Source organism: Pseudomonas sp. TWRC1-2, assembly GCF_049896685.1.
Classification (GTDB): Bacteria; Pseudomonadota; Gammaproteobacteria; order Pseudomonadales; family Pseudomonadaceae; genus Aquipseudomonas.
In genome coordinates, this window is the sequence record NZ_JAFCUU010000010.1 from 210,780 (window position 1) to 234,866 (window position 24,087).

23 protein-coding genes are annotated in these 24,087 nt (G+C 59.6%); 14 read left to right on the top strand and 9 right to left on the bottom strand.

The window, feature by feature from the left end:
• Positions 1 to 161: 161 nt before the first annotated feature.
• Positions 162 to 2,063, bottom strand: coding sequence for a sigma-54-dependent Fis family transcriptional regulator (locus ACP7B3_RS25795; protein ID WP_426181823.1), 1,902 nt, complete (start codon positions 2,061 to 2,063; stop codon positions 162 to 164).
• A 272-nt stretch (positions 2,064 to 2,335) separates the two neighbouring features.
• Here ACP7B3_RS25795 and exaC point away from each other — a divergent pair, with 272 nt between their 5' ends.
• The 9 genes from exaC (at position 2,336) to ACP7B3_RS25840 (ending at position 11,859) form a co-directional block, all read left to right on the top strand.
• Positions 2,336 to 3,856 (top strand): acetaldehyde dehydrogenase ExaC, encoded by a 1,521-nt coding sequence (exaC, locus tag ACP7B3_RS25800; RefSeq protein WP_369302435.1) that lies wholly within the window; start codon positions 2,336 to 2,338, stop codon positions 3,854 to 3,856.
• A gap of 219 nt (positions 3,857 to 4,075) precedes the next feature.
• Positions 4,076 to 5,509 (top strand): ethanolamine permease, encoded by a 1,434-nt coding sequence (eat, locus tag ACP7B3_RS25805; RefSeq protein WP_145162522.1) that lies wholly within the window; start codon positions 4,076 to 4,078, stop codon positions 5,507 to 5,509.
• A gap of 53 nt (positions 5,510 to 5,562) precedes the next feature.
• Positions 5,563 to 6,957 (top strand): ethanolamine ammonia-lyase subunit EutB, encoded by a 1,395-nt coding sequence (locus ACP7B3_RS25810; RefSeq protein ID WP_426181827.1) that lies wholly within the window; start codon positions 5,563 to 5,565, stop codon positions 6,955 to 6,957.
• Positions 6,954 to 7,784, top strand: a complete 831-nt coding sequence (eutC, locus tag ACP7B3_RS25815) for an ethanolamine ammonia-lyase subunit EutC (protein ID WP_426181830.1) — start codon at positions 6,954 to 6,956, stop codon at positions 7,782 to 7,784. Before ACP7B3_RS25810 ends, eutC begins: the two co-directional genes overlap by 4 nt.
• A gap of 96 nt (positions 7,785 to 7,880) precedes the next feature.
• Entirely contained in the window at positions 7,881 to 8,339 is a 459-nt protein-coding gene (locus ACP7B3_RS25820; RefSeq protein WP_145162530.1) for a GNAT family N-acetyltransferase, read from the top strand.
• A gap of 420 nt (positions 8,340 to 8,759) precedes the next feature.
• Positions 8,760 to 9,416, top strand: coding sequence for a DedA family protein (locus tag ACP7B3_RS25825; protein WP_106579396.1), 657 nt, complete (start codon positions 8,760 to 8,762; stop codon positions 9,414 to 9,416).
• A gap of 6 nt (positions 9,417 to 9,422) precedes the next feature.
• Positions 9,423 to 10,253, top strand: coding sequence for a zinc-dependent peptidase (locus ACP7B3_RS25830; RefSeq protein ID WP_426181835.1), 831 nt, complete (start codon positions 9,423 to 9,425; stop codon positions 10,251 to 10,253).
• 93 nt (positions 10,254 to 10,346) lie between these two features.
• The gene (ppa, locus tag ACP7B3_RS25835; protein ID WP_003176323.1) at positions 10,347 to 10,874 is read left to right on the top strand and encodes an inorganic diphosphatase; all 528 of its coding nucleotides are present in this window, start codon (positions 10,347 to 10,349) and stop codon (positions 10,872 to 10,874) included.
• A 214-nt stretch (positions 10,875 to 11,088) separates the two neighbouring features.
• Entirely contained in the window at positions 11,089 to 11,859 is a 771-nt protein-coding gene (locus tag ACP7B3_RS25840; protein WP_145162536.1) for a LexA family transcriptional regulator, read from the top strand.
• A gap of 301 nt (positions 11,860 to 12,160) precedes the next feature.
• On the opposite strand, the gene ACP7B3_RS25845 is transcribed toward ACP7B3_RS25840, so the two are convergent.
• Positions 12,161 to 12,397, bottom strand: coding sequence for a DUF6124 family protein (locus ACP7B3_RS25845; protein ID WP_426181839.1), 237 nt, complete (start codon positions 12,395 to 12,397; stop codon positions 12,161 to 12,163).
• A gap of 450 nt (positions 12,398 to 12,847) precedes the next feature.
• Here ACP7B3_RS25845 and ycaC point away from each other — a divergent pair, with 450 nt between their 5' ends.
• Complete coding sequence (gene ycaC / locus ACP7B3_RS25850; protein ID WP_242201397.1) at positions 12,848 to 13,480, top strand: isochorismate family cysteine hydrolase YcaC; 633 nt, start codon at positions 12,848 to 12,850, stop codon at positions 13,478 to 13,480.
• Positions 13,481 to 13,636: 156 nt separating this feature from the next.
• Here ycaC and ACP7B3_RS25855 read toward each other — a convergent pair whose 3' ends face one another.
• From ACP7B3_RS25855 to ACP7B3_RS25885, 7 genes are all read right to left on the bottom strand, one after another.
• A complete protein-coding gene (locus ACP7B3_RS25855) occupies positions 13,637 to 14,794 on the bottom strand; it encodes a glutathionylspermidine synthase family protein (protein ID WP_426181844.1) in 1,158 nt (385 codons plus the stop codon).
• Positions 14,795 to 14,806: 12 nt separating this feature from the next.
• A complete protein-coding gene (locus tag ACP7B3_RS25860; RefSeq protein WP_159960212.1) occupies positions 14,807 to 15,520 on the bottom strand; it encodes a DUF1190 domain-containing protein in 714 nt (237 codons plus the stop codon).
• A gap of 18 nt (positions 15,521 to 15,538) precedes the next feature.
• Positions 15,539 to 15,967, bottom strand: a complete 429-nt coding sequence (locus tag ACP7B3_RS25865; protein ID WP_106580265.1) for a DUF350 domain-containing protein — start codon at positions 15,965 to 15,967, stop codon at positions 15,539 to 15,541.
• 15 nt (positions 15,968 to 15,982) lie between these two features.
• Complete coding sequence (locus ACP7B3_RS25870) at positions 15,983 to 16,657, bottom strand: DUF2491 family protein (protein WP_426181848.1); 675 nt, start codon at positions 16,655 to 16,657, stop codon at positions 15,983 to 15,985.
• Between the two features lie 160 nt (positions 16,658 to 16,817).
• The gene (locus ACP7B3_RS25875; RefSeq protein WP_426181851.1) at positions 16,818 to 17,378 is read right to left on the bottom strand and encodes a rhomboid family intramembrane serine protease; all 561 of its coding nucleotides are present in this window, start codon (positions 17,376 to 17,378) and stop codon (positions 16,818 to 16,820) included.
• A gap of 56 nt (positions 17,379 to 17,434) precedes the next feature.
• Positions 17,435 to 18,133: a PspA/IM30 family protein gene (locus tag ACP7B3_RS25880; RefSeq protein WP_426181854.1), complete on the bottom strand. Its 699-nt coding sequence runs from the start codon at positions 18,131 to 18,133 to the stop codon at positions 17,435 to 17,437.
• A 17-nt stretch (positions 18,134 to 18,150) separates the two neighbouring features.
• Complete coding sequence (locus ACP7B3_RS25885) at positions 18,151 to 18,732, bottom strand: YjfI family protein (RefSeq protein WP_145162716.1); 582 nt, start codon at positions 18,730 to 18,732, stop codon at positions 18,151 to 18,153.
• Positions 18,733 to 19,338: 606 nt separating this feature from the next.
• Between ACP7B3_RS25885 and ACP7B3_RS25890 the strand changes: the two genes are divergently transcribed.
• From ACP7B3_RS25890 to ACP7B3_RS25905, 4 genes are all read left to right on the top strand, one after another.
• A complete protein-coding gene (locus ACP7B3_RS25890) occupies positions 19,339 to 22,506 on the top strand; it encodes a hypothetical protein (RefSeq protein ID WP_426181857.1) in 3,168 nt (1,055 codons plus the stop codon).
• Positions 22,507 to 22,783: 277 nt separating this feature from the next.
• The gene (locus ACP7B3_RS25895; protein ID WP_426181860.1) at positions 22,784 to 23,428 is read left to right on the top strand and encodes an NAD(P)H-dependent oxidoreductase; all 645 of its coding nucleotides are present in this window, start codon (positions 22,784 to 22,786) and stop codon (positions 23,426 to 23,428) included.
• Positions 23,367 to 23,747, top strand: coding sequence for a MerR family transcriptional regulator (locus ACP7B3_RS25900; RefSeq protein ID WP_416364937.1), 381 nt, complete (start codon positions 23,367 to 23,369; stop codon positions 23,745 to 23,747). Before ACP7B3_RS25895 ends, ACP7B3_RS25900 begins: the two co-directional genes overlap by 62 nt.
• 136 nt (positions 23,748 to 23,883) lie before the next feature.
• Positions 23,884 to 24,087: hypothetical protein (locus tag ACP7B3_RS25905; protein WP_426181863.1), on the top strand; the 204-nt coding region annotated here is incomplete at its 3' end.

Below are 24,087 nucleotides of genomic sequence, written 5' to 3' on the forward strand. Positions count from 1 at the left end.
AGGCAAAACAGTCTGGCTGACTGTTCACGCACTGAGTGGTGCAACCGCCTACAAACATCACAACAGACTGCCGAAAAGTCTGCGTTCGGATATGTCAATTACTGTTTGTTTCTCTCTCTACATTACGCAACACATAACCGGCGTTAATGGCCTGATTAAGCTCAAGAACTTCGTTCAATCCCGTGTTTGCGCAACTTTCTGTAAAGCGTATTTCGGCTCACCCCCAAATGCTCAGCGGTGTGGGTCATGTGCCAATGGTGTTGCTGCAACGCTTCAAGCAAGGCCACGCGCTCCGCATCGTTCAAGGCAAGACCGGGAACCGGTTCAGAGGCCACGACGGGGCGGGCCCGACGAATGATTGGCGGCAAGTCGTCAAACCTGATGCGCCCATCCTCGGACAACGCCGCCAAGGTGCGTAATACGTTGCGCAACTGCCGCACGTTGCCCGGCCAGGCAAAGTCCAGCAGCGCCTGGCGCGCTATCTGGTCGAGCAACACGACCTGCCCTGGCGCCTCATCGGCGAGCAAAAAGTCCAGCAATTGGGCTTTGTCGCTGCGCTCGCGCAAAGGCGGTACGTCAATTTCAAGGCCATTGAGGCGGTAGTACAAATCTTCGCGAAAGCTGCCGCTGGCCACGCGCGCCAACAAATCACGGTGGGTTGCGCTGATGATCCGCACATTGATTGCTTGCGGCTCACCGCCGATGGGCACGACCAGACGGTCTTCCAACACCCTCAGCAGGCGGGTTTGCAATGCGAGGGGCATGTCGCCGATCTCGTCGAGAAACAAGGTACCGCCGTCGGCCTGCTGTAACTTGCCGCGCATGCCTTCCTTGAGCGCGCCGGTAAAACTGCCGCCGCGATACCCGAACAGCTCGCTTTCGATCAGGCTTTCAGGGATGGCGGCACAGTTGAGCGCAACAAACGCCTTGTCAGCCCGCTGACTGGCCTGATGCACGGCCTTGGCGAAGGCTTCCTTGCCCGAACCGGTTTCTCCGTTGATCAGCAACGGCACGTCGCGTTCGAACACCCGCAGCGCCTTGCGAAACTCATTCTGCAGCACCGGGTCGCCCAGGCAGATGCCCGCCAGGCGCGGCGCCTCGGGCTTGGCCAGCGGTGCCGGTACGCTGCGCGCCTGGCCGCGTAATGCGGCGAATAAATGCCGGCCATCACGGGTACGCAGTGGCCAACTGGCCGTGGCGTTGGCGCTGGCACAGCCGAGCAGCTGATCAAGGGAACACTCGAAAAACGCCTCCACAGGTTGCCCCAGCAAACCGCCACGCGCCTGTGCCAGCAGGTTCAGCGCGCTTTGGTTGACGGCGCAGATCCGCCCTTCGCCATCGAACGCCAGCAACCCTTCACTGAATAGCCCCACGGATTCGGCCTGCAGGTGAAAACGCAGCAACCACTGGTTTTCAAAATGACGCAGGAAGTAACAACTCTCGATCATCTTCGCTGACAGGTTCACCAGCGCCATGGTGTGGAATTGGCTCTGACGCGACACGGCTTCACGCGCCGACGACACGTCCAACACGGCCAACAGCTCACCCTGAGGGTCGAACACCGGGCTTGCCGAACAGGTCAGGCCGGTGTGGCGGCCGCGAAAATGTTCATCACGGTGAATGGTCAGGGACTGGCGCTCCACCAGGCAGGTGCCGATGCCGTTGGTGCCTTCGCACGCTTCGCTCCAGTCGGCGCCCAGCCACAGCCCGGCGCGCTCGAAAATCTTACGTTCCGAAGGTGCTGTCACACAGTTGAGAATCACCCCACGCGCATCGGTGAGCAATACCGCATGGCCGGCGCCGGAAAGCTGCTGATGCAGGCTGTTCATTTCGCTGCCGGCAATGTGCAGCACCTGCTGCAGGCGTTCGCGGCTTTCCAGCAGGCGGCCATGTTCGAGCACGGTGGGGGCGACGCTCAACGCGGGGTCGAGGTGATAATCCTCCAGGCAACGCAGCCAGGAGCGGGCGATGGACGGGTCGCTGCCGGGGCCTTGGGCAAGGTCCTGCCCACGGGTGACGGTGAGGACTTGCTGGGCATGGCGACTGAAGTGATCGTTTTGCATGTTCTTATTATTCTCTCTGCGTGAGAACAGCCAGCATCCCCCAGCCATCCAGGCATTGCAATCCCGGGCAGACCCGCCGGTCACAGGCTGTACCGTTTGTGGCACACACTGTCACCCTGCCTGTACCAGCCCTGTCACAGCAACGCTTTGCAATAAACCTCAAGCCCTTGATTTACCTGGCCTGCAAAGCAGTGGCCCGACCTTTGCTCTACGCTTTATCAAGCGCAACACCGCTGAACTCCAATAAACATAAAAGTCAGGAGATACCCACCATGCGTTATGCACATCCCGGTACTGAAGGCGCGATCGTTTCGTTCAAGGCCAAGTACGGTAACTACATCGGCGGCGAATTCGTCGCGCCGGTGGATGGCAACTACTTCACCAACACCTCGCCGGTCAACGGCAAGCCTATCGCCGACTTCCCGCGCTCCACGGCCAAAGACATCGACAAAGCCCTCGACGCCGCCCACGCCGCCGCAGATGCCTGGGGCAAGACCTCGGCTCAGGACCGCTCGCTGGTGCTGCTGAAAATCGCCGACCGCATCGAACAGAACCTCGAACTGCTGGCCATCACCGAAACCTGGGACAACGGCAAAGCCGTGCGTGAAACCCTCAACGCCGACATCCCACTGGCGGCCGACCACTTCCGCTACTTCGCCGGCTGCATCCGCGCGCAGGAAGGCACCAGCGCCGAAATCAACGAACTGACCGCCTCGTATCACTTCCACGAGCCGCTGGGCGTGGTCGGCCAGATCATCCCGTGGAACTTCCCGCTGCTGATGGCCGCGTGGAAACTCGCCCCGGCCCTGGCCGCCGGTAACTGCGTGGTGCTCAAGCCTGCCGAGCAAACGCCGCTGGGCATCAACGTGCTGATGGAGCTGATCGGCGACCTGCTGCCGCCAGGCGTGCTGAACGTGGTGCACGGTTACGGCAAAGAAGCCGGCGAAGCCCTGGCCACCAGCAAGCGCATCGCCAAGATCGCCTTTACCGGCTCCACACCGGTGGGCTCGCACATCATGCACGCGGCGGCCGAGAACATTATTCCGTCCACCGTTGAGCTGGGCGGCAAATCGCCGAACATCTTCTTCGCCGACATCATGAAAGCCGAGCCATCGTTTATCGAAAAAGCCGCTGAGGGCCTGGTGCTGGCCTTCTTCAACCAGGGCGAGGTGTGCACTTGCCCATCGCGCGCGCTGGTGGAAGAGTCGATCTACGACGACTTCATGAAAGTGGTGATGAAGAAAATCGAGCAGATCAAACGCGGCGACCCGCTGGACACCGACACTATGGTCGGCGCCCAGGCGTCCGAGCAGCAGTTCGACAAGATCCTGTCCTACCTGGAAATCGCCAAAGGCGAAGGCGCGCAGCTACTCACCGGCGGCAAGGTCGAGCAGCTCAGCGGCGACATGGCCGGCGGGTATTACATCCAGCCGACCCTGCTCAAGGGCACCAACGAAATGCGCGTGTTCCAGGAAGAAATCTTCGGCCCGGTGGTGAGCATCACCACCTTCAAGGACGAAGCCGAAGCCCTGGCGATTGCCAACGACACCGAGTTCGGCCTGGGCGCCGGTGTGTGGACCCGCGACATCAACCGCGCCTACCGCATGGGCCGCGCGATCAAGGCCGGCCGCGTGTGGACCAACTGCTACCACCTGTACCCGGCGCACGCCGCGTTCGGCGGTTACAAGAAGTCCGGCGTGGGCCGTGAGACGCACAAGATGATGTTGGATCACTACCAGCAGACCAAGAACTTGCTGGTGAGCTACGACATTAATCCGTTGGGTTTCTTCTAACTTAAACCTGTAACAGGCGACCAGTTCTCAACTTGAAATGCAATCAAGTGTGGGAGCTGGCTTGCCTGCGATGGCGGTGTATCAACTAAGCGTGTGGTGGCTGACACATTGCTTTCGCAGGCAAGCCAGCGCCCACATTAGATCTTCGCAAGTACTCGCAACTCGCATTCGGCACAAAGAGGCCGAGTTAAAAACAATAAGAATGGACGGTACTTTCCCATGCCTAGCGAACCTACTGGCTCTTCCGTCGACTTCGAAAAAGTCGGCACCGACTACTTCCAACAACGCGAACTTAAAAAAGGCGCCGCCGGCTGGGTGCTGTTGGTCGGCCTTGGCGTTGCCTATGTGATCTCCGGCGACTACGCCGGTTGGAACTTCGGCCTGGCCCAAGGTGGCTGGGGCGGCATGTTCCTCGCCACCTTGCTGATGGCCACCATGTACCTGTGCATGTGCTTCTCCCTGGCCGAACTGTCTTCCATGATCCCCACCGCTGGCGGCGGCTACGGCTTTGCCCGCAGCGCCTTTGGCCCCTGGGGCGGCTTCCTCACCGGCACTGCGATCCTGATCGAATACGCCATCGCCCCCGCCGCCATTGCGGTGTTTATCGGCGCTTATTGCGAGTCGCTTTTCGGCATTGGCGGCTGGATGATTTACCTGGCGTTCTACATCATCTTTATCGGCATCCACATCTTCGGCGTGGGCGAAGCCTTGAAGCTGATGTTTGTGATTACCGCCGTTGCGGCGATTGCCTTGGGCGTGTTCCTGGTGTCGATGGTGCCGCACTTCAACGTTGCGAACCTGCTGGACATCCCCGTGACCGAGGCCAAGGGCGCCAGCACGTTCTTGCCGTTCGGCTACGTCGGCGTATGGGCGGCGATTCCCTATGCAATCTGGTTTTTCCTCGCCGTCGAAGGCGTGCCGTTGGCTGCCGAAGAAACCAAGAACCCCAAGCGTGACCTACCTCGTGGCCTGATCGGCGCCATTGTGGTGCTGACCAGTTTTGCCCTGTTGATTCTGGTCATCGCCCCCGGCGGCGCCGGCACTTACGCGTTGATCAAGTCGGGCAACCCATTGGTTGAGGCGCTGGCACTGTCCTACGGCGGTTCGACCTGGATGGGCAGCTTCGTCAACCTGGTCGGCCTGGCCGGGCTGATCGCGAGCTTTTTTTCGATTATTTACGCGTATTCGCGGCAGATATTCGCCTTGTCCCGCGCCGGTTACTTGCCGCGCAAGCTGTCGCAGACCAACAAAAGCAAGGCGCCGGTGCTGGCGCTGGTGATCCCGGGCATCATCGGTTTTGGCCTGTCGCTGACCGGCCAGGGTGACTTGCTGATCCTGGTGGCGGTGTTTGGCGCGACCATTTCCTACGTACTGATGATGGCCGCGCACATCACCCTGCGCATCCGCCGCCCCAAAATGGACCGTCCGTACCGTACGCCGGGCGGCATTTTCACCTCTGGTGTCGCGCTGGTACTGGCCTGCGTAGCGGTAGTGGCGGGCTTTCTGGTGGATCCACGGGTGGTGATTGGCGCCGCGATCATCTATGGAGTATTAATTGCTTACTTTGCTTTCTACAGCCGGCATCACTTGGTAGCAGGTACGCCCGAAGAAGAATTCGCCGCGATCCAGGCCGCAGAGGCCGCCTTGCACTGAATGCCGTAAACCTCGACGCGGGCAACTGGCCCGCGTCGCCAAGGAGACACTGTATGGCAAGCTTTTCCCACGCGGTGGGTGCACAGACCTACCGCTTCGACAGCCTCAAGGACGTGATGGCCAAGGCCAGCCCGGCGCGTTCCGGGGACTTCCTGGCCGGCGTGGCCGCGCAGAACGACGGCGAACGCGTGGCCGCGCAGATGGCGTTGGCGAACATCCCGCTGAAACACTTCCTCGAAGAAGTGCTGATCCCCTACGAAAGCGACGAAGTCACCCGGCTGATCATCGACACCCACGATAAACAGGCGTTTAGCGTGGTTAGCCACCTGACCGTCGGCGGCCTGCGCGACTGGCTGCTCAGCGACGCGGCCGATGAACATTCCCTACGCGCCCTGGCGCCCGGGCTGACACCGGAAATGGCCGCCGCCGTGTCCAAGATCATGCGCGTGCAGGACTTGGTACTGGTCGCGCAAAAGATCCGCGTGGTTACCCAGTTTCGCGGCACCATGGGCCTGCGCGGGCGCCTGTCGACGCGCCTGCAGCCCAACCACCCGACGGATGAACCGGCGGGCATCGCCGCGAGCATTCTCGACGGCCTGCTCTACGGCAACGGTGACGCCATGATCGGCATCAACCCGGCCACCGACAGCATCGCCTCGATCTGCGCCATGCTCGAGATGCTCGATGCGATCATCCAGCGCTACGAAATCCCCACCCAGGCCTGCGTGCTGACCCACGTGACCACGTCCATCGAGGCCATCAACCGAGGTGTACCGCTGGACTTGGTGTTTCAGTCGATTGCCGGCACCGAAGCGGCCAACGCCAGTTTCGGCATCAGCCTGAGCGTGCTGCAGGAAGGTTACGAGGCGGGTTTGAGCCTGAACCGCGGCACCTTGGGCCAGAACCTGATGTATTTCGAAACCGGCCAGGGCAGCGCCTTGTCGGCCAACGCGCACTTTGGCGTCGACCAGCAAACCTGTGAAACCCGCGCCTACGCCGTTGCGCGGCATTTCAAGCCGTTTTTGGTCAACACCGTTGTAGGTTTTATCGGCCCCGAGTACCTGTACAACGGCAAGCAGATCATTCGCGCCGGCCTCGAAGACCACTTCTGCGGCAAGCTGCTCGGCGTGCCGATGGGGTGCGACATCTGCTACACCAACCACGCCGAAGCCGACCAGGATGACATGGACACCCTGCTGACCTTGCTGGGCGTGGCCGGGATCAACTTCATCATGGGCATCCCCGGCTCCGATGACATCATGCTCAACTACCAGACCACCTCGTTCCACGACGCGTTATACGCCCGGCAAACATTGGGTTTAAAACCGGCGCCGGAGTTTGAACAGTGGCTGGCCAAGATGGGCATCTTCACGCAAGCCGATGGCAAGGTGCACTTCGGCAACAGCCTGCCACCGGCGTTTCGCCACGCCTTGAAGCAATTGGGATGAAGGAGCCGCCTGTGCAAGTAGAACTGCCTGACAACCCGTGGCTGGAACTGCGCCGCCTGACCCCAGCGCGCATCGCCCTGGGCCGCACCGGCACCAGCATTCCCACCAGCGCGCAGCTGGATTTTCAATTCGCCCACGCCCAGGCGCGCGATGCGGTGCACCTGCCTTTTGACCATCAAGGCCTGAGCAGCCAATTGGCCGAGCGCGGCCGTGACAGCCTGTTGCTGCACAGCGCCGCTGTTGACCGGCATATGTATTTGCAACGCCCGGACCTGGGGCGACGCCTCAGTGATGAGTCGGCGCAGAGCTTGCGCGACTACGCCGCCGCCAACCCTGGCGGTGTGGACCTTGCCGTGGTGGTGGCCGATGGGCTGTCGGCGCTGGCCGTGCATAAACACACGCTGCCGTTTCTGACACGCATGGAAGAACAGACTCACGCCGAAGGGTGGTCCTTGTCGCCAGTCATCCTGGTGGAACAGGGCCGCGTGGCGGTGGCCGATGAAATCGGCCAGTTGCTGGGCGCCAAGATGGTAGTGATTCTGATCGGCGAGCGGCCGGGGCTCAGCTCGCCGGACAGCCTGGGGCTGTATTTCACCTACAACCCCAAGGTCGGGCTTACCGATGCTTACCGCAACTGCATTTCCAACGTGCGACTGGAAGGCCTGAGCTACGGCATGGCCGCGCATCGCCTGCTTTACTTGATGAAAGAGGCGTGTCGCCGGCAGCTGTCGGGGGTCAATCTCAAGGACGAGGCACAGGTGCAGACCATTGAATCGGATGATCCTGACCTGATGAAAGGCAATTTCCTGCTCAGCCCGCCGGAATGAACGATAGCCGCACGATTGCGCTTTTTCGCGCCATTAGGCAGCATCCGGTCACGGCCGCTTGTGTGGTCATCCCCCCTTTGGAAGTTGAGGCCTGGCATGCGGATTACTCAAGCGACCCTGGAACACTTGGACCTGTTGACCCCGTTGTTCGTCAAATACCGCGAGTTCTATGGCGCGCTGCCGTTTCCGGACTCATCGCGGGCGTTTCTGGAAAAACGCCTGCGCCGCAAGGAGTCGGTGATCTACCTGGCCCTGGCCGACGATGATGACAAGCGGTTGCTGGGCTTTTGTCAGCTGTACCCGAGCTTTTCGTCGCTGTCGCTTAAGCGCGTGTGGATCCTCAACGACATCTACGTGGCCGAAGATGCTCGCCGGCAATTGGTGGCGGACAACCTGATGCGCACGGCCAAGAAAATGGCCAAGGAAACCCAGGCGGTGCGGCTGCGGGTGTCGACCAGCAGTGATAACGAGGTGGCGCAGAAGACTTATGAGTCGATCGGCTTTCGCGAAGATACGGAGTTCAAGAACTACGTGTTGCCGATCAGCGAAAACTGATAACGCCGAATGGCTTCGGCTTCCCCTTGTGGTGAACGGCCTTACAGTGGCGAGCGGGCTGAGTGTGGCGAGCGGGCTTGCCCCGCGTTGGGCTGTGCAGCAGCCCCAAAACCAGCCGCCGAGTTATAACTGAAGGAATGCAGAACTTCTCGGGGGGCTGCTTCGCAGCCCAACGCGGGGCAAGCCCGCTCGCCACAGCAAGCCCGCTGGCCACAGAAGGCCCGCTCCCCTATTTGGATCAATGTAGATCGGACATACCCACGACACGCCCCGCTACAAAACCCACACGCTTTTCACCTCTCAATACGTATAATGCGGACCTTTCAGGGTTGTAAGAAATACGGCATACACTTGTAGCCTTACTTACCCGTAGACCCCGCACTGGCCTGCTGAGCCGGGCCATTCACACAGGTGCCATCCATGGATTTCAACCCGCTCGACCTTATCCTGCATCTCGACGTGTACCTCGACATGCTGGTGAGAAACTACGGAGTGTGGATCTACGCCATTCTGTTCCTGGTTATCTTTTGCGAAACCGGCTTGGTGGTCATGCCATTCCTGCCCGGTGATTCCTTGCTGTTCATCGCTGGCGCTATCGCGGCAGGCGGCGGCATGGACCCGATCCTGTTGGGCGGCTTGCTGATGCTGGCGGCCATCCTGGGTGACAGCACCAACTACGTGATCGGGCGAACAGTGGGCGAACGCTTGTTCAGCAACCCGAACTCGAAAATCTTCCGCCGCGACTACCTGCAAAAAACCCACGAGTTCTACGACAAGCACGGCGGCAAAACCGTGACCCTGGCGCGTTTCCTGCCGATCCTGCGCACCTTCGCACCCTTCGTCGCCGGCATCGCCAAAATGCCTTACCCGCGCTTCTTTGGGTTCAGCGTGTTCGGCACCGTGCTGTGGGTCGGCGGCCTGGTGACCCTGGGTTACTTCTTCGGCAATGTGCCGTTCATCAAGAAGAACCTGTCGCTGCTGGTGGTGTTTATCATCCTGCTGTCGCTGATCCCGATGATCATCGGTGTGTTCCGCAGCCGCTTTGGCCGCTCGTCCTCCGAAGCCAAACCGCAGTAACCTGCGATGTGGTCCCTCAGCGCCTGGCGTCGCCGGCGCCTGCTGGCCAAGCACCCGATTGCCGATGACACTTGGCAACGGGTGCGCCACCACCTGAGCTTCCTCGATGGCATCAGCGCCGAGCAAGACCAGTGGCTGCGCGAAGCCTGCGTAGTCTTCCTCGCCGAAAAACACCTCACCGCCCTGCCCGGCGTCGAGCTGCACCAGGAACAGCGCCTGCTGCTCGCCGCCCAGGCGCAGTTGCCGCTGATGAACCTCGGCGACCTCGACTGGTATCAGGGTTTCCACGAAATCGTGCTGTACCCCGACGACTTCATCAGCCCTCAGCGCCATCGCGATGTCAGCGGCGTCGAACACGAGTGGGACGGCGAACACAGCGGCGAAGCCTGGCAGCAAGGCCCGGTGATTCTCGCCTGGCCCGGCGTGTTGGCCAGCGGCCAGTGGGAAGGCTACAACCTGGTGATCCACGAGCTGGCGCACAAACTCGACATGCTCAACGGCGACGCCAACGGCCAGCCGCCGCTGCACCACGACATGCGCGTGCAGGACTGGGCCAGCGTGATGCAAAGCGCCTTTGATGACCTCAATCGCCAGTTGGACACCAACCCGGACGCCGACACCGAGATCGACCCCTACGCCGCCGAAAACCCGGCGGAGTTCTTTGCCGTCACCAGCGAATATTTTTTCAGCGCCCCGGATTTACTGGTCAGCACTTATCCACAGGTGTACGTGCAACTGAGCCGCTTCTATCGCCAGGATCCCCTGGCCCGCCTGCACCAACTGCAAGCCAGCGACGCGCGCTATCAGACGGAACGCCACGCGCCGTACGACGTCTGACGCATGGCATCGGCGTCAGAATATGCCTATAATCGCCGCCACTTTTAGGCCAATCCGGCCATGTTCAATGGCCAACTACGGGGGCATCGCCCAATGAGCTACAGCAAGATTCCGGCTGGCAAAGACCTGCCGAACGACATCTACGTCGCCATCGAAATTCCGGCCAACCACGCGCCGATCAAATACGAAATCGACAAAGACAGCGACTGCCTGTTCGTTGACCGTTTCATGGCCACCCCAATGTTCTACCCGGCCAACTACGGTTTCATCCCCAACACCCTGGCTGACGACGGTGACCCTCTCGACGTGCTGGTTGTAACCCCTTACCCGGTTACCCCAGGCTCGGTTATCCGCGCGCGCCCAGTCGGCATCCTGAACATGACCGACGACGGCGGCGGCGATGCCAAAGTTATCGCAGTGCCCCACGACAAGCTGTCCCAGCTGTACGTGGACGTGAAGGAATACACTGACCTGCCGCCACTGCTGCTGGAACAGATCAAGCACTTCTTCGAGAACTACAAAGACCTCGAAAAAGGCAAATGGGTGAAGATCGACGGTTGGGGCAACGCAGACGCTGCCCGCGCCGAGATCATGAAGTCGGTAGCCGCCTACAAAGGCTGATACCCGCTCCTCATTGCCCCGGCAATCAAAAAAGCCCCGACTATTCGGGGCTTTTTTTGTGGGAAAAATTAAACTCCAAGTGCAATGTTTAATGCGCAATGTTTAACAGCGTTAAGACACTGACATATCGACCTACAACTAAGTAAATCCCTACACGCGCAATTCAACGCATAGTTTATTTGATGTCTTTTTCCGGCCAGTAAACTCTGCGTTTATGAATACATCAGGTGATCGACTAAAAGCGTTATTACGGGAAGTTCATCTTTCCGCCTCCGACTTCGCCAAGAACCGCGGCGTCACGCCTCAACACGTGAACAACTGGTTCAAACGCGGCGTGCCCATGGGCCGACTCAACGAGATCGCAGAACTGCTCTGCGTCTCCAGCCGTTGGCTACGCACCGGCGAAGGCCTCAAACACCCACCGGCCAACTTCCTGCTGGAAGGCCCCGGCACCACCAAAGGACTGCCCACCCGCGAAGAAAGCGGCAAATACCTCACAGGCCCCGCCTGCCTCCCGGAAAAAATCGACGTGGAGATCGCCCTCCACCCCACCTTCACCTCCACCGAGCGCATCCGCGTCTCCCTTCACACTCTGGAAACCCTCAACGTAAACCCCGACCGCGCCATAGGCGCCTACATGGTCGACAACAGCATGATCGACATCATCCAGCAAGGCGCCACCCTCGCCATCGACCGCGGCCGCAGCCAAATCACCGACGGCGAAATCTACGCCGTCGAACACGACGGCATGCTGCGCATCAAATACCTCTACAACCGCCCCGGCGGCGGCCTGCGCATGCGCAGCCACAACGCAAGCGAACACCCGGATGAATACCTCACCCACGAGCAACGCTTCGAACAGAACTTTCAGATCGTGGGCTGGGTGTTCTGGTGGTCCACCCTCAACAACCGCCGACCGGTGCCGCTGGACGAACACCTGCTGGGCTGGGAAGGCTCTAAATCGGACCCGGAGGTAGGCATTTGAGGTGAATGTGGGTATCATCCGCCGCACATTTGGCAGGGGGTGGCTTTGCGCTATCCATCCTGCCTGGCGATGCGGAGGAGTTCCCGCTGATGCCCTTACTATTCAGCCAGACGTGATGTGGGCTGAGCGATTTGAAGGCTGGTGAGGTTTGTCAAAAACAAGCTGAGGCAGTCCCCGAGAAGCCGGCCACAAGCCGGCTTTTTAATGCCTGTAAGAACCACAGACCAATAGTCCAACCGTTGTTGGACTATTGGATAAGCAAAAGCAGGCCGCTAATCGCCTCGCCCTCCCCTCAGTCGCGTTATTTAGGCTGCATACACTCCACAGCCCGATCCGCCACCATCTTCGCCATCTCCACTAAATGCATCACCGCCCGATGCGGCGCCTCCAGCGGTTTACCCAGCGCCTGCGACGTAGCCACCGCACATTGCAGCAACTCCGCCACACGCACCCAGGCATCTTCAAAGCTCAGCTCTTCGTTAACAGTAAATGGGTTAGTCGCAGCCGATGACGGCAAATCTGAAACAACGTTATCCATAGAAAACCTCTAGCGGTAAGTGATACCACCGTCCTTTCGCGACTAAACGAGCAGAGGTGGCGGCTGTACGCAGGTTAGTCGACCGGCCGCTAGGCACCGGCGCACCCGAAGGTGCCCTGCGCACAGCCACCATAAAGTGCAGATGAGGAAACACCTGGCTTTGGGATGGCGCGTGCGCCTAGCGAAGTCCGGGCGACTAAACCCGACCACTGAATATGCAGTGACGGTCCGCAGCCTAGTCGCGGGATTTTGCTGGCGCAAGCCGCTGGGATTCTCTAGGAAACGTCCTGCAAATGAAAGGGACCGGTACTGCTGGCCCTCCAACCACTGTCACCTCTGAGTTGACAGTATTACCCCTCCCGCCCGATTTATCCCTCACCCCCCACCCATTAATCTGTGCCCATGTTGAACGCAACGCCCAACCAACCCAACCAAAAAAGGATTTCAACCATGAGCACTCCAACCCTCAGCCGCTTGAACAAAGACGACGCCGTAGTCCTGCTGGTCGACCACCAAACCGGTCTGATCTCGCTGGTGCAGGACTTCTCCCCCAACGAGTTCAAGAACAACGTGCTGGCCCTGGCGGACTTGGCCAAGTTCTTCAACCTGCCCACCATCCTCACCACCAGTTTCGAGCAAGGCCCTAACGGCCCGCTGGTGCCGGAGTTGAAGGAGATGTTCCCGGAGGCGCCGTATATCGCTCGCCCGGGTCAGATTAATGCGTGGGATAACGCGGACTTCGTTAAGGCGGTCAAGGCGACCGGGCGCAAGCAGATCATCATTGCGGGTGTGGTGACGGATGTGTGTGTGGCGTTCCCGACGTTGTCGGCGCTGGCAGAAGGGTTTGAGGTGTTTGTGGTGACGGATGCGTCGGGCACCTTCAATACCACGGTGCAGCAGGCGGCGTGGAGCCGCATGACGCAGGCCGGTGCGCAGTTGATGAATTGGTTTTCGGTGGCGTGTGAGTTGCAGGGTGACTGGCGCAATGACATGGAAGGGTTGGGGAATTTGTTGTCTCAGCGGATTCCTAACTATCGGAATTTGATGAATGGGTATGCGGCGGTGACGGCGCGTCAGGGCTGAGGTTGACAGGGTTTCCCAAAAAACCTGTGGGAGCGGGCTTGCCCGCGATGGCGGTGAATCAGTCATTTACTCAGTGGCTGATACACCGTCTTCGCGGGCAAGCCCGCTCCCACATTTGTTCTTTGCTCCTTTGAGTATTGGGGCAAGCCCGCGCGATCAGTCGAGGATCAGGTGCGGGAGAAACCGGCTGGAGTCTTTGGTGATCAAACTGTTGTCTTCGCGCACGCCGATGCCGGCGGCTTGATCGCCGATCACCCAGGAGCCGATCAGCGTGTAGCTGTCACCAAAGCGCGGCAGCGGCGCAAACTCCTGGAGGATAAACGGCGCATCCGTGTAGGGGCCGTCTTCTTTTACGATCAGGCCGTCGGCGGTGTGCAGTTCAATGTTGGCGCCTTCGCGGGAGAAGAACGGCTTGCGCACCCAGCCCTTTGGCACGGCTTTGCCGGGGTCGGTATCCAGGTGGGATGCGAGCAGGTTAGGGTGGCCTTTGTTGAATTCCCACAGCAGCGGCAGGATGCCTTTGTTGGAGAGGATGGATTTCCAGGCGGGCTCGAAGAACTGGGTATCGCACTGGGCAATCGCGGCGCCGAAGGGCTCGTGGAAGATGAACTCCCAGGCGTGCAGTTTGAACAGGTGCGGGATCCAGCGATCTTCCAGGTCGACGAAACGGCCTTCGCTGGTCAGGCCGATGTCTTCGATGTCGATGTGGCGGGATTCGATGCCGACCTTTTCCGCGACCAGGCGCAGGTAGTCGGTGGTGCCTTTGTCTTCGACCGAGTCTTTCATCGAGGCAAAGTAGAACGGCTGGTTGACCTGCAATTGGGCGAAGGCCTGATGCAGTTTGGTGTCGATGCTGTTGAACTGGTCAGCGTGCTTGGGCAGCAGGCCGCGTTCGATGCATTGTTCCAGCCAGCCCCATTGAAACGCCGCGGCTTCATAGAGGCTGGTCGGTGTGTCGTAGTTGAGTTCGAGCAGCTTGGCGGGCCCGCTGCCGTTGTAGGAGAAGTCCATGCGCCCGTACAGGTGCGGGTGGCCTTCGAGCCATGAGGTTCGGATCATGTCGAAGAACGGCGCGGGAATGCTCAGGCGTTCCAGCAGCTCTTCGCTCTGAACCACGCGGGCCACGAGGTCCATGCACATGTCATGGATCTCGGTGGTCGGGTCTTCAAGGTCGCGCTCGATTTGCTCGAGCGTGAATTGGTAGTACGCGTGCTCGTCCCAGTAGGGTTCGTCGTCGATGGTGTGGAACAGGAAGCCGAGGCTGTCGGCGGTTTGTTTCCAGTCATGACGCTCTGCGCAGTGGATCTTTTTCATGGCCCGGTTTCCTTAACTGCTCGACCCGCCGCCGCCCCAGCCGCTGCGGGCGCTGGCTTTGCTGCCAAAGCCACCACGGGAGGTAGAGGACGCCACGGACACCGGCTTGCTGGAGGAGCGCAGCGTGTTGGTGTAATTGCTGCTGCCGTACCTGGCCTGGTTGGACCGGCCGAACGTCGCCCCATTCGAGACCCGCTGGTTGAGCGTCGAAGAACCGTAATCGCCGCGATCATCGCGGTAGCGGTACACCGGTTCGGAGCGGTAGCTGTTGCGATTGTTGCTGAGCATGTTGCCGATCAATAGGCCCGTCAGCAGACTGCTGGTGGAGAAGCCTGAGCCGCCACTGTTCGCTTGGGCGCCGCCGACTTGCGCGTTGGCCGCATCGACCTGGGATTGCGTCACCTGGCCGGCGGCGGTCAGTTCGAAACCGCCCAGTTTGGGGATGAACTTACCGTTGGAGTCCTGCTGACACCAGTTGGCGACAAAGTCGGCATCGCAATCGGCCTGGCTGTCGTACACCGGGGCAATGCGCCGATGCTCGGCCATGGCCGTCATGTAGGCGTCCGAGCACACGTCCACTGGAAGCTTTTCATCGGCGCATTGCTGAACCGACTGGAAGTTGTACTTCTTTTGCAAATCGTAGGTTTTTTCGGTCGGCCCGCAGCCGGATATCGCCATCGCGACCGACGCTGCCAGCGACAACTGGACGTACTTGCTTCGTTTCATCGGGAGCTCCGTGCGCGATCAGTTCTGGGTAGGCGTCATGCACGCGGCATTCAACATGCCGACGCTGATGGACACGGCGGCCACGTAGATACCGGCGGCGAGTTCGCCATTCTTGATGCGCTCGGACGTGCCTTTGAGCACCAGGCTGGTCAGCAGAAACGCCAACAGTTGGACGACGGCGGCGATCACCGCCCAGACGACGAAGTCGAGGAGGCTGATCGAGTAGGCAATCACGTTGCTGGCCGGAATGGCGAAACCGATGATAGCGCCTCCCAGAGCGACCGCAGCCGACACGTTGCCCGCACGGATCAGTTCGAACTCCTTGTGCGGCGTGATGCGGGTGTAGATGAACTGGAACAGTGCGAACAGCACAGCCGCACCGAGGATGTAGGTGACAAAGCCAAACACAGCGGCTTTGTTCAGGGAGATAGAGAGAGCTTCCAGCATGGGGGTTTTCCTTTTTTAAAGCGTAGTCAGGTCGGTTGTGTACAGCGAAATGCCCAGCGACGTACTCAGGCTGACGGTGCCCTCTGCGTCTTCTTCGACGGAAAACAGCAGAAACTCGCGACGATCAGTCAGGCCGGTGTCGCGGGCGTACAGCATCGAACGGAGCTCGACGCTGTAGGCGTCCTCGGGGTTTACAACCTGCTCGGTCATTGCCACCAACTCTGTCTGGCCAGCCTCGCTGCCCCACACACGGGTGTACTCCACGCCGTTATGGGTGTAGGTCGGCAGCCCGATCAGGCTTTGTGGCCCGGCCAGCCGACGCAGTTCCGCTTCACTGCTGATGGTGACGACACTGAGGTAATTGAACAGGATCACCGACTCGACCTGCCCGGCGATCTCGCCGGTGGTGTGCACCTGCAGCCAGTAATCTTCGTCGTTCATGTAATAGCGCGACAGCCAGGTCGACTGGCCGAGATCAACGGTGCCGTTGGCCCAGATTTCCTGGGAGCCGGGGATCACTACCGTGGTTTTTTCATCGAGCAACAATTTCAGGCTCGCGTCGAACATCACGCCTTTGCCGGGTGCCAGGCCCAGTGGGCCGGTGACCGGCTGGGTGTTGCCGGCTGTCCATTGCGACGCTGTATTCGCTTTCGGGGCCTCAAGCCCCATCAATTGTTTAAACCATCCCATTGGAGATTTCCTTGAGGCGAGCGGAGGCGATGCAGAAGCGGGGAAAGAGGGAGGCGGCGCGCAGGCGCAACAAAAGAAACATCGACATTTGGCCCCTGACTCCCTGGGTATTTGATTGCGGATGACAAGATCGCCTGGGCGTGTGGAGGCTCAAGTGCGTTCACCCGGCATTAAACCTGCTGCGCGGCGAGGATAGAAGTACCTTGGCTGCAATAAACCCGGCGAACGCGCCAAAGAAGTGCCCCTCGAACGAGATCCCCTGACGAGGCAGGAAACCCACGACCAGGCCACCATACAAGACCGCCACAACGCCGGCCGTTATCAGGTTGCTCCAGCTTCGGTGGAACCAGGCGCGAGACAAAAGGTAGGCCCATAGCCCGAATACCCAGCCGCTGGCACCGATATGTACGCCGCTGAAACCGAACAGCCAGACCAGCGAACCGCCCAGCAAAATAATGATCGCACTGACGGCAATGAAACGATGGCTTCCTTCGACAATGACCAAGGTGCCCAGGACCAAAAAGGCGATCAGGTTTGCGCTCAGATAAGCAAACGACGCGTGCAAAAACGGTGAGGTGAGGATGCCGAGCAGCCCCTGCACCGTTCTCGGGATCAGGCCGAATGCCATGAGGCTGTAACCGGTCGCCACATTGACCAGTTGCAGCGCGACCATCAACAGCGCCACGCCTGCGATTGTCTTGAAACCCTTCAGGGCATCCATCCTGACCTCGATGTAAAAAAGAAGGGCAGCGCCTGCCCTTCTTGCTTCGGCGCGGCTTACTCGGCCGACTTTTGCTTCAGGCGTTCCAGAATCGCATTGGCGCTGCCTGTGTCCGGCGTGATGCCGGCGTCGCGCAGCTTGCGCTCCAGGTCGGTGCCCGTGGATGCCTCAGCCAGTTCATTCTGGGCTTGCAGTTCAGCGGCACGTTGCTGCTGTTTGGCCTGCAAGCGATTCAGGGTACCGACGGCGGTTTCCAGCTTGCCGTTGGCGCCACCACTGGCGATGGACGCACTGACCTGGGCCTTCTGTACGCTTTCGCGCGCCTTGGCCATGTCCACTTGCTGGCGCAGGCTTTTGATCCGGCTTTCGGCTTTGGTGATGTCTTTGCGCATGCCGTCGGCGTAGCCGCCGAACTCGGTGGCCTGCTTTTGCTCGACGTCACGTTCGTTGGTCAGGGTCGAAATGGCTTCGGCCACTTCCATGGCCAGGTCTTCACGATTGGCCTGGATAGCGGCCATGGCCTTGGACTCCAGGTCCTTGATCTTGGCGTCGTACTCGCCAACGCGATCAGTCGCCAGTTTGTGCTTGGCCATGATGCTCACCAGCTCACGCTTGGCGTTGGCCAGCGCCGTGTCGGCGTCGCGAATTTCCTGGTCGAGGATGCGCAGGGCTTGTTGGTCGACGATCGATTCGCCGACTTCGCTGGCACCGCCACGCAGCGCGGTGAACAATTTGCTCCAGATGGACTGAGTCATTGGATACTCCCGAATACTTAATTGAAGAAACGTTCGAAGGCTTCGCTGGCGCGCTGCACGTTGTCGACCAGGGTTTTCACCTCGGTCACGATGTTGGTCAGGCTGGAGTCGGAGCTCAACGCACCGAACATGTTGTAAACAACTTGGCCGTTAGGCATGGACTCAATGCCGATCGAGGAAAGCGGGAACATTTCGCGGCTGCGCAGCACCGCGTCATTGAATGCCGTTACGTCATTGATGGACTCGACGTCGACCAGCACGGTGTCCACGATGATCTGTTCGCCGACCACCGCGATGTAAATCGGCAAGCCCCCGAAGTCGTTCATTTCCAGCTTGATGCTGGACTCGGCGCCCTGAACGAGAGAGAGCGTAATGTCGTTGGAAACCACTTCATCCAAGGCCTGAAGCGCTGTGAAGAGGCGATCGATATTCCAGTTAGTACCTGCGCTCATGAAATTCTCCGACATGAATGAGCCAGCCAGAATCGGTTGGCGAAGCTGTTTCTCCATTTGCTTGAGCAGGCTTCGGTTTTCGGGAAGCACCCAAGTCTCGTGTTTCACATAACCGGCGGCCGTCAGGCCCGCGCGCATCTGCTTCATGTAAAAGCTCGATGGTTTTTTCGCGGGCGACTTCAAGCGCTCTCCCTTGCGGCTTGCTGAATCAGGATCGGGCCCTGCTGGCGGGCTCGATGGAGAGCTGCTTTTCATGGTGCTGACCTCGTTGTGAAAAACTCACGCGTGAGAAAATCTACAGGCAATGTTGGCGATGCTCAATAGCTCACGCGTGAGATTTTTCCTGGTTCGTCGCGCCGGTCAAAAAGCACCCTCCGCTTAAGAATGTCTCTGCCGGCATTGAAATCTGATGAACGGTTCTTGGGCGGGAGCGGCGCACCACCACCCAGCTTGCCGCGCTCTACGATAAGCCCGCGTTGAACGTCAGGCTCTTTTGCCAATACCCGCCCTACTCCATAAATGTTCCGAAATAACCTCGCCGTTGTGAATTGTTGTGAAGGCTTTGCGAATGGGCTAATAGTCCGTGCTAAGTTCCGTCACGTCATCTTTCACAGCAGCAACGCCCAGCGGCCAACCAACTAAGGCCGCCCTCTCGTTATTCAATAAACCGCCTCGGGTAAGTTACCTGGGAAGTTGTGCGGCCCTGCGCGTTTTAAAAGTGGCAGGCGTAATAATTAGATCAGGAGAAGTACCATGGTAGCGAAGGTAGAAACGACCCCAAAGGACGCAGCGGTCACTCAAAAAAGCTCCGTCGCTGCCTGGGAAAAATCCGTCGAAAAAGCATCAGCACCCAAGGACGAGCTGGGTAAAGGCCAGAAACGCCCCGAAGGTGATACCCGCTCGGCCCAGCAAATTATTGATGACACGCCGCTGCTCGCCCAGCTCGGTAATCAAAGCGGGGTGAAGGACAACCTTAAAAAGCAGGTCGGCGATTTTGAGAAAGACGCGGACGCCGCCTATCGCGCCTCCAAAGTGCTGGAGCATGTCGAATACATCGACGAAGACGGCAAGCTGACCGATGGCAAGGATGTGGGCAACAACAGCATCGACGGCTTCACCAAAGATGGCGAGGCGCGGCATGGCACTGAGGCGGGCCGGCTGCAGGATTTCGGCAAGTATGGCTATTCCAGCCTGCGCGGCGAGGTGGTGAAGTCGGATTTGGGCGACCAGCAGAAGCGCCCCGACGGTGACACGCGCTCGGCCAAGGAGATTATCGACGCCACACCGCTGCTGAAAAACCTCGGCAATCAGAGTGACGTGAAGGACAACCTCAAGAAGCAAGTGGGCGATTTCGAGAACGACGCCGACGCCGCGTACCGCGCCACCCAGGTGCTGGAACATGTGGTGAGCATCGATGAAAACGGCCATTTGCTCACTGGCGTCGACGCCAGGAATAAAGACAACGACAGCATCGACGGTTTCACCAAAGACAAGGAAGCCCGCCATGGCACCGAGGCCGGGCGCTTGCAGGATTTCGGCAAGTACGGCTATTCGAGCCTCAAAGGCGACCTGATGCACGTCAAAGACGCGACGCACACCGACAAGGCCGCGCCGCCCGATGAGCCCGAAGACGTGCAGGCCCTGCGCGACAAATACAACATCCCGACCTTCGGTGCCGAAGGCCTGATGGACATGGAGCTGCCCAACGACAAGACCGTGGGCGGCCAGACGGCCGAGAATTTCGTGCAGGGCATTCGCGATGACATCAAGAGCGGCAAGCTGGCCGAAGACTCGGATGAAGCCAAGATCGTCAAGCTGATGGACGCCCAGGCCGCGCTGGACAACGGCTACGACCTGTACGGCTACGCGGAGAGCATCAACCTGGGCAGTGGCACATACCGTGAGACGGACAAGACGCCGACGCAGTTGAACGGCAAAGACGTCAAAGAGATGGTCGACGAGGACAAACTCGCCAAAGAAATTTCCACGTTGATGGGCAAGGAAGGGATTAAGGACCGCTACGACGCAGAACTACAGAAAAGTGTCGGTAGTTTGTCGCAAGATCGGTTGAATGAAGTGCGCGAACAAGTATTCCCGGCCCTCTTCAAAGACGGCACCCGTGATGCCAACTTGAACTTCGAAGAATATGTCATCGCGATGAATGACTCGGGTGATCCGAAGAAATCGGAGATGGCCGAGTTGGACGTAGACCGCTATTTCGAGTCGCTGCGCATTCTCGAACCGGACAGCTACACCGCACGCAAACAGACGTTCGACCAGAACATGATGACGCACCAGCTCAACACCTACATGGAAAACCCCGACAAGGTCTCGCCGGAAAATACCGAAAGTGGGCTGAAGGCCTCGTTCACGATGATCAAGGGCGGTATCAACGCCGCTCTGGGTGGCCTGGACAAGGGCGACAAAGCCTACGACATGTACAAAAAGATGAAGGATGAGATCGACATCCTCGACGGCCATATCAAAGGGCTGACACCGGCAGAGAACAAACAGATCGCAGCGGCCATTCGTCTCGCGGCTGCCAGCGGCGACCCGAAAGCCATCGACAAGGTGGTCGACACCCAATTGAAGGGCCTGGGCGCCAATCGCGAAGCGGCCGCTGGCTCCCTGAAGACAGTGCTGCACACCGCCAGCTCCACCGGCGGGCTCAGTGCCATGGCGGGCACCATGAACCTGGTCAGCGGCGCGCTGCAGCTCGCCAATGGCGGCGGCAACATGACCGACGACCAGAAGATCGCCGCCGCGAAAGACCTGGTCGCCGGCTTGAGCTTCACTAACGACTTCCTCAAGTTCGGTTCGAACATTGTGGAAACCCTGGGTGGCACCAAACCCTATGAACCTGACGTGGACAAAGACGGTAAGGGTCCGGCAAAAATCAAAGCCACTGAATGGCTCGGCCTGATCGATGAGAACCTTCCGGACATCTGGGGCAAGAAAACCACAGAAAAATCTGACGCGCTGGCCGCATCCATCAGCACCCGCGTCAAGGAAGCTTCCGACACCCTCAAGAAACTCGACGTGGGCAACCTGTCGGCCGATGAGGTGAAGGAGTACGACAGCGCCGCCAAAACCCTGGGCGAACACATGGGCGTCAAGGACCTCCCCGGCAAAGGTACGCCGGCTTCAAAATCCGAAATTGCGATCGCCTCCGGGCGCTCGTTCCTGCGGTTTATGGGCGGCTCCGGCCTGGACTTGACCGGCGGCGTGATGGACATCGTTTCCGGCGCGCGCAAACTGAAAAACGCCAAGACCGCACTGGAAAAAACTGACGCTGCCTTCACGCTGGGTGGAGGTGCGTCCGGTACGGGTATGGCGATCGCCAATACCATCGCGATGTTCGCCCCCAAAGGTGCTCACCTGGCAGGCAAACTGGCCGGTGATGTCGCCGCGACGGTGATACGCGGGCTCGCCATCGGCGCGCGCGTGGCGGGTCCGGTTTTCGCCGTGGCGGGTGTGATCTTCGGGGTCGCAGGCACCCTGATTGCCGAGGCGGTCGAGCATGCCAAAATGCAAAAACTCACCGATTCCCAAGGCAAGTTCTTCAAAGACCTCGCCGACGCCGGCGTGACCAAGGACGACTGGGGCGACAAGCTCGAATACGCGCGCTATGCCACCTACATGTACGGCGGCCGCGACACGCCGGACGACAAGTCGATGTTCGAGTATCAGTCGGACGAGTGGAAACACTTCCAGGAAACCGAAGACAAAAAAGGCAGCTCGCTGGCGCGACTGGCGCCCTACCTGCACAAAGACAGCGACCCGGACAGCAAAAACCTGTGGGAGAAATTCCTCGCGGGCGGCACCAGCTCCAGCGGGCCGCATGGCAGTGAACGGCACACCGACGACTGGCGGCCTTGGGGCAGCACGGACATGGAGACGGGGAGCAAGCACACGGCTTGATGTTGCGTAGGCATTTATCAGCCAAGCCCATGCTGTTCAGTCAAGCGTAAATCCCTGTGGGAGCGGGCTTGCCCGCGAAAGCGCTGGTTCAGTCAACATCATTGTTTGCTGGGCCGACGTCTTCGCGGGCAAGCCCGCCCCCACAGTTGATCTTCGCTGCGTGGCGTATTGCGTTCGCCTAACTGAGCGGCCTTGAGGCGCGGCATGGTCCGGCGCTTGACTCTCCCCTATACGGCACACCCTACCCTGAAAGCCCCCATTTTCAGGACCTCACCCCATGCCCCAGCGCATCCTGGTCATCCTCGGCCACCCTTGCGGCACGAGCTTCTGCTCAGCCTTGGCCGATGCCTACATCCACAGTGCAAAAATCGCCGGCCACCAAGTACGCGTCCTACCCTTGGGCGACCTCACTTTCGACCCCGTGCTTCACCACGGCTACACACAGATCCAACCATTGGAACCTGACTTGCTCAGCGCCCAGTCCGACATCCTCTGGGCCACCCATCTGGCATTCGTTTTCCCGATCTGGTGGGGCGGTGTTCCGGCGTTATTGAAAGGGTTCATCGACCGTATTTTCCTACCCGGCTTTGCCTTTAAATACCGCGAAGGCAAGTCGTTTCCTGACAAGCTGCTGCTCGGCCGAACCGCGCACGTGTTGGTGACCCTGGACACGCCGCCGTGGTATTACCGCTGGTTCTACCGCATGCCCGGCATTCATCAGGTGCGCAGCACCACACTGGCGTTTTGCGGCATCAAGCCGACCAAGACGTTGATGTTCGGGCCGGTGTTGGCCTCTACGCCAGCGCAGCGGGCAAAGTGGCTGACTCAGGCTGGCGGACTAATGGGAATAGGGAGTTTTCATGTACATCGGCAAAGCCGCGCAACTGTCGGGCACGACCATCAAGGCGATTCGTCACTATGAAGCGATAGGCCTGTTGCCAGCGCCGCAGCGGGAGGGGCGTTATCGGGTCTATTCGGCGCAAAGTGTCGAGCTGCTGGCGTTGATCAAGTGCGCCCAGCAGTTGGGGTTCAAGCTCAAGGAGTTGCAGGGAATTCTGCACGGGCACGAGGGCGATGCCTTGCCTTGGGAGCGTGCAGACCAGGCCATCGCCAGCAAGAAGCGCGAACTGGCCGGGCAGATTGCCAGGTTGCAGCAGATGCAAGCGGAGTTGATGGCGTTTGAAGCGCAGCTCAAGGACGCGCAAGGGCAGTGCCCGTCAATAAGCATTTTCGCTAGTTGAGGTAGCCTTTAGCCTTGAGTTGACACCGACTTTTTCGTTCTCTGCGCAGTCCCTTTCTGATTTTTCCAGCCGTTCATCCAGGCGCTTTTTCCTGCGGCATGCTCCGACGCCTTGCCATTTTGCCGAGACGTCACGGATGACCCACGCCGCCCACATTGCCTTTATCGAACATGAGCTCAATGGCTTCCATCAGAGCCTGGATGAGTATCGCCAGCAGATGAGCGCCTGGTATGCGCGGGCGCTGGATTCGGTCAGCCATGCAGCGGACATGCCGTCGTTGCTGGGGATGGACAGGGTATTGCGGGTGGGGGATTCGCAACGTTCCTTCAGCATTTCCGAT

What these genes read in the sequence shown, in the direction of transcription:
- ACP7B3_RS25795 (WP_426181823.1), bottom strand. Translation starts at nt 2,063, where the DNA reads ATGCAAAACGATCACTTCAGTCGCCATGCCCAGCAAGTCCTCACCGTC.
- exaC (WP_369302435.1), top strand. Translation starts at nt 2,336, where the DNA reads ATGCGTTATGCACATCCCGGTACTGAAGGCGCGATCGTTTCGTTCAAG.
- eat (WP_145162522.1), top strand. Translation starts at nt 4,076, where the DNA reads ATGCCTAGCGAACCTACTGGCTCTTCCGTCGACTTCGAAAAAGTCGGC.
- ACP7B3_RS25810 (WP_426181827.1), top strand. Translation starts at nt 5,563, where the DNA reads ATGGCAAGCTTTTCCCACGCGGTGGGTGCACAGACCTACCGCTTCGAC.
- eutC (WP_426181830.1), top strand. Translation starts at nt 6,954, where the DNA reads ATGAAGGAGCCGCCTGTGCAAGTAGAACTGCCTGACAACCCGTGGCTG.
- ACP7B3_RS25820 (WP_145162530.1), top strand. Translation starts at nt 7,881, where the DNA reads ATGCGGATTACTCAAGCGACCCTGGAACACTTGGACCTGTTGACCCCG.
- ACP7B3_RS25825 (WP_106579396.1), top strand. Translation starts at nt 8,760, where the DNA reads ATGGATTTCAACCCGCTCGACCTTATCCTGCATCTCGACGTGTACCTC.
- ACP7B3_RS25830 (WP_426181835.1), top strand. Translation starts at nt 9,423, where the DNA reads ATGTGGTCCCTCAGCGCCTGGCGTCGCCGGCGCCTGCTGGCCAAGCAC.
- ppa (WP_003176323.1), top strand. Translation starts at nt 10,347, where the DNA reads ATGAGCTACAGCAAGATTCCGGCTGGCAAAGACCTGCCGAACGACATC.
- ACP7B3_RS25840 (WP_145162536.1), top strand. Translation starts at nt 11,089, where the DNA reads ATGAATACATCAGGTGATCGACTAAAAGCGTTATTACGGGAAGTTCAT.
- ACP7B3_RS25845 (WP_426181839.1), bottom strand. Translation starts at nt 12,397, where the DNA reads ATGGATAACGTTGTTTCAGATTTGCCGTCATCGGCTGCGACTAACCCA.
- ycaC (WP_242201397.1), top strand. Translation starts at nt 12,848, where the DNA reads ATGAGCACTCCAACCCTCAGCCGCTTGAACAAAGACGACGCCGTAGTC.
- ACP7B3_RS25855 (WP_426181844.1), bottom strand. Translation starts at nt 14,794, where the DNA reads ATGAAAAAGATCCACTGCGCAGAGCGTCATGACTGGAAACAAACCGCC.
- ACP7B3_RS25860 (WP_159960212.1), bottom strand. Translation starts at nt 15,520, where the DNA reads ATGAAACGAAGCAAGTACGTCCAGTTGTCGCTGGCAGCGTCGGTCGCG.
- ACP7B3_RS25865 (WP_106580265.1), bottom strand. Translation starts at nt 15,967, where the DNA reads ATGCTGGAAGCTCTCTCTATCTCCCTGAACAAAGCCGCTGTGTTTGGC.
- ACP7B3_RS25870 (WP_426181848.1), bottom strand. Translation starts at nt 16,657, where the DNA reads ATGGGATGGTTTAAACAATTGATGGGGCTTGAGGCCCCGAAAGCGAAT.
- ACP7B3_RS25875 (WP_426181851.1), bottom strand. Translation starts at nt 17,378, where the DNA reads ATGGATGCCCTGAAGGGTTTCAAGACAATCGCAGGCGTGGCGCTGTTG.
- ACP7B3_RS25880 (WP_426181854.1), bottom strand. Translation starts at nt 18,133, where the DNA reads ATGACTCAGTCCATCTGGAGCAAATTGTTCACCGCGCTGCGTGGCGGT.
- ACP7B3_RS25885 (WP_145162716.1), bottom strand. Translation starts at nt 18,732, where the DNA reads ATGAAGCAGATGCGCGCGGGCCTGACGGCCGCCGGTTATGTGAAACAC.
- ACP7B3_RS25890 (WP_426181857.1), top strand. Translation starts at nt 19,339, where the DNA reads ATGGTAGCGAAGGTAGAAACGACCCCAAAGGACGCAGCGGTCACTCAA.
- ACP7B3_RS25895 (WP_426181860.1), top strand. Translation starts at nt 22,784, where the DNA reads ATGCCCCAGCGCATCCTGGTCATCCTCGGCCACCCTTGCGGCACGAGC.
- ACP7B3_RS25900 (WP_416364937.1), top strand. Translation starts at nt 23,367, where the DNA reads ATGTACATCGGCAAAGCCGCGCAACTGTCGGGCACGACCATCAAGGCG.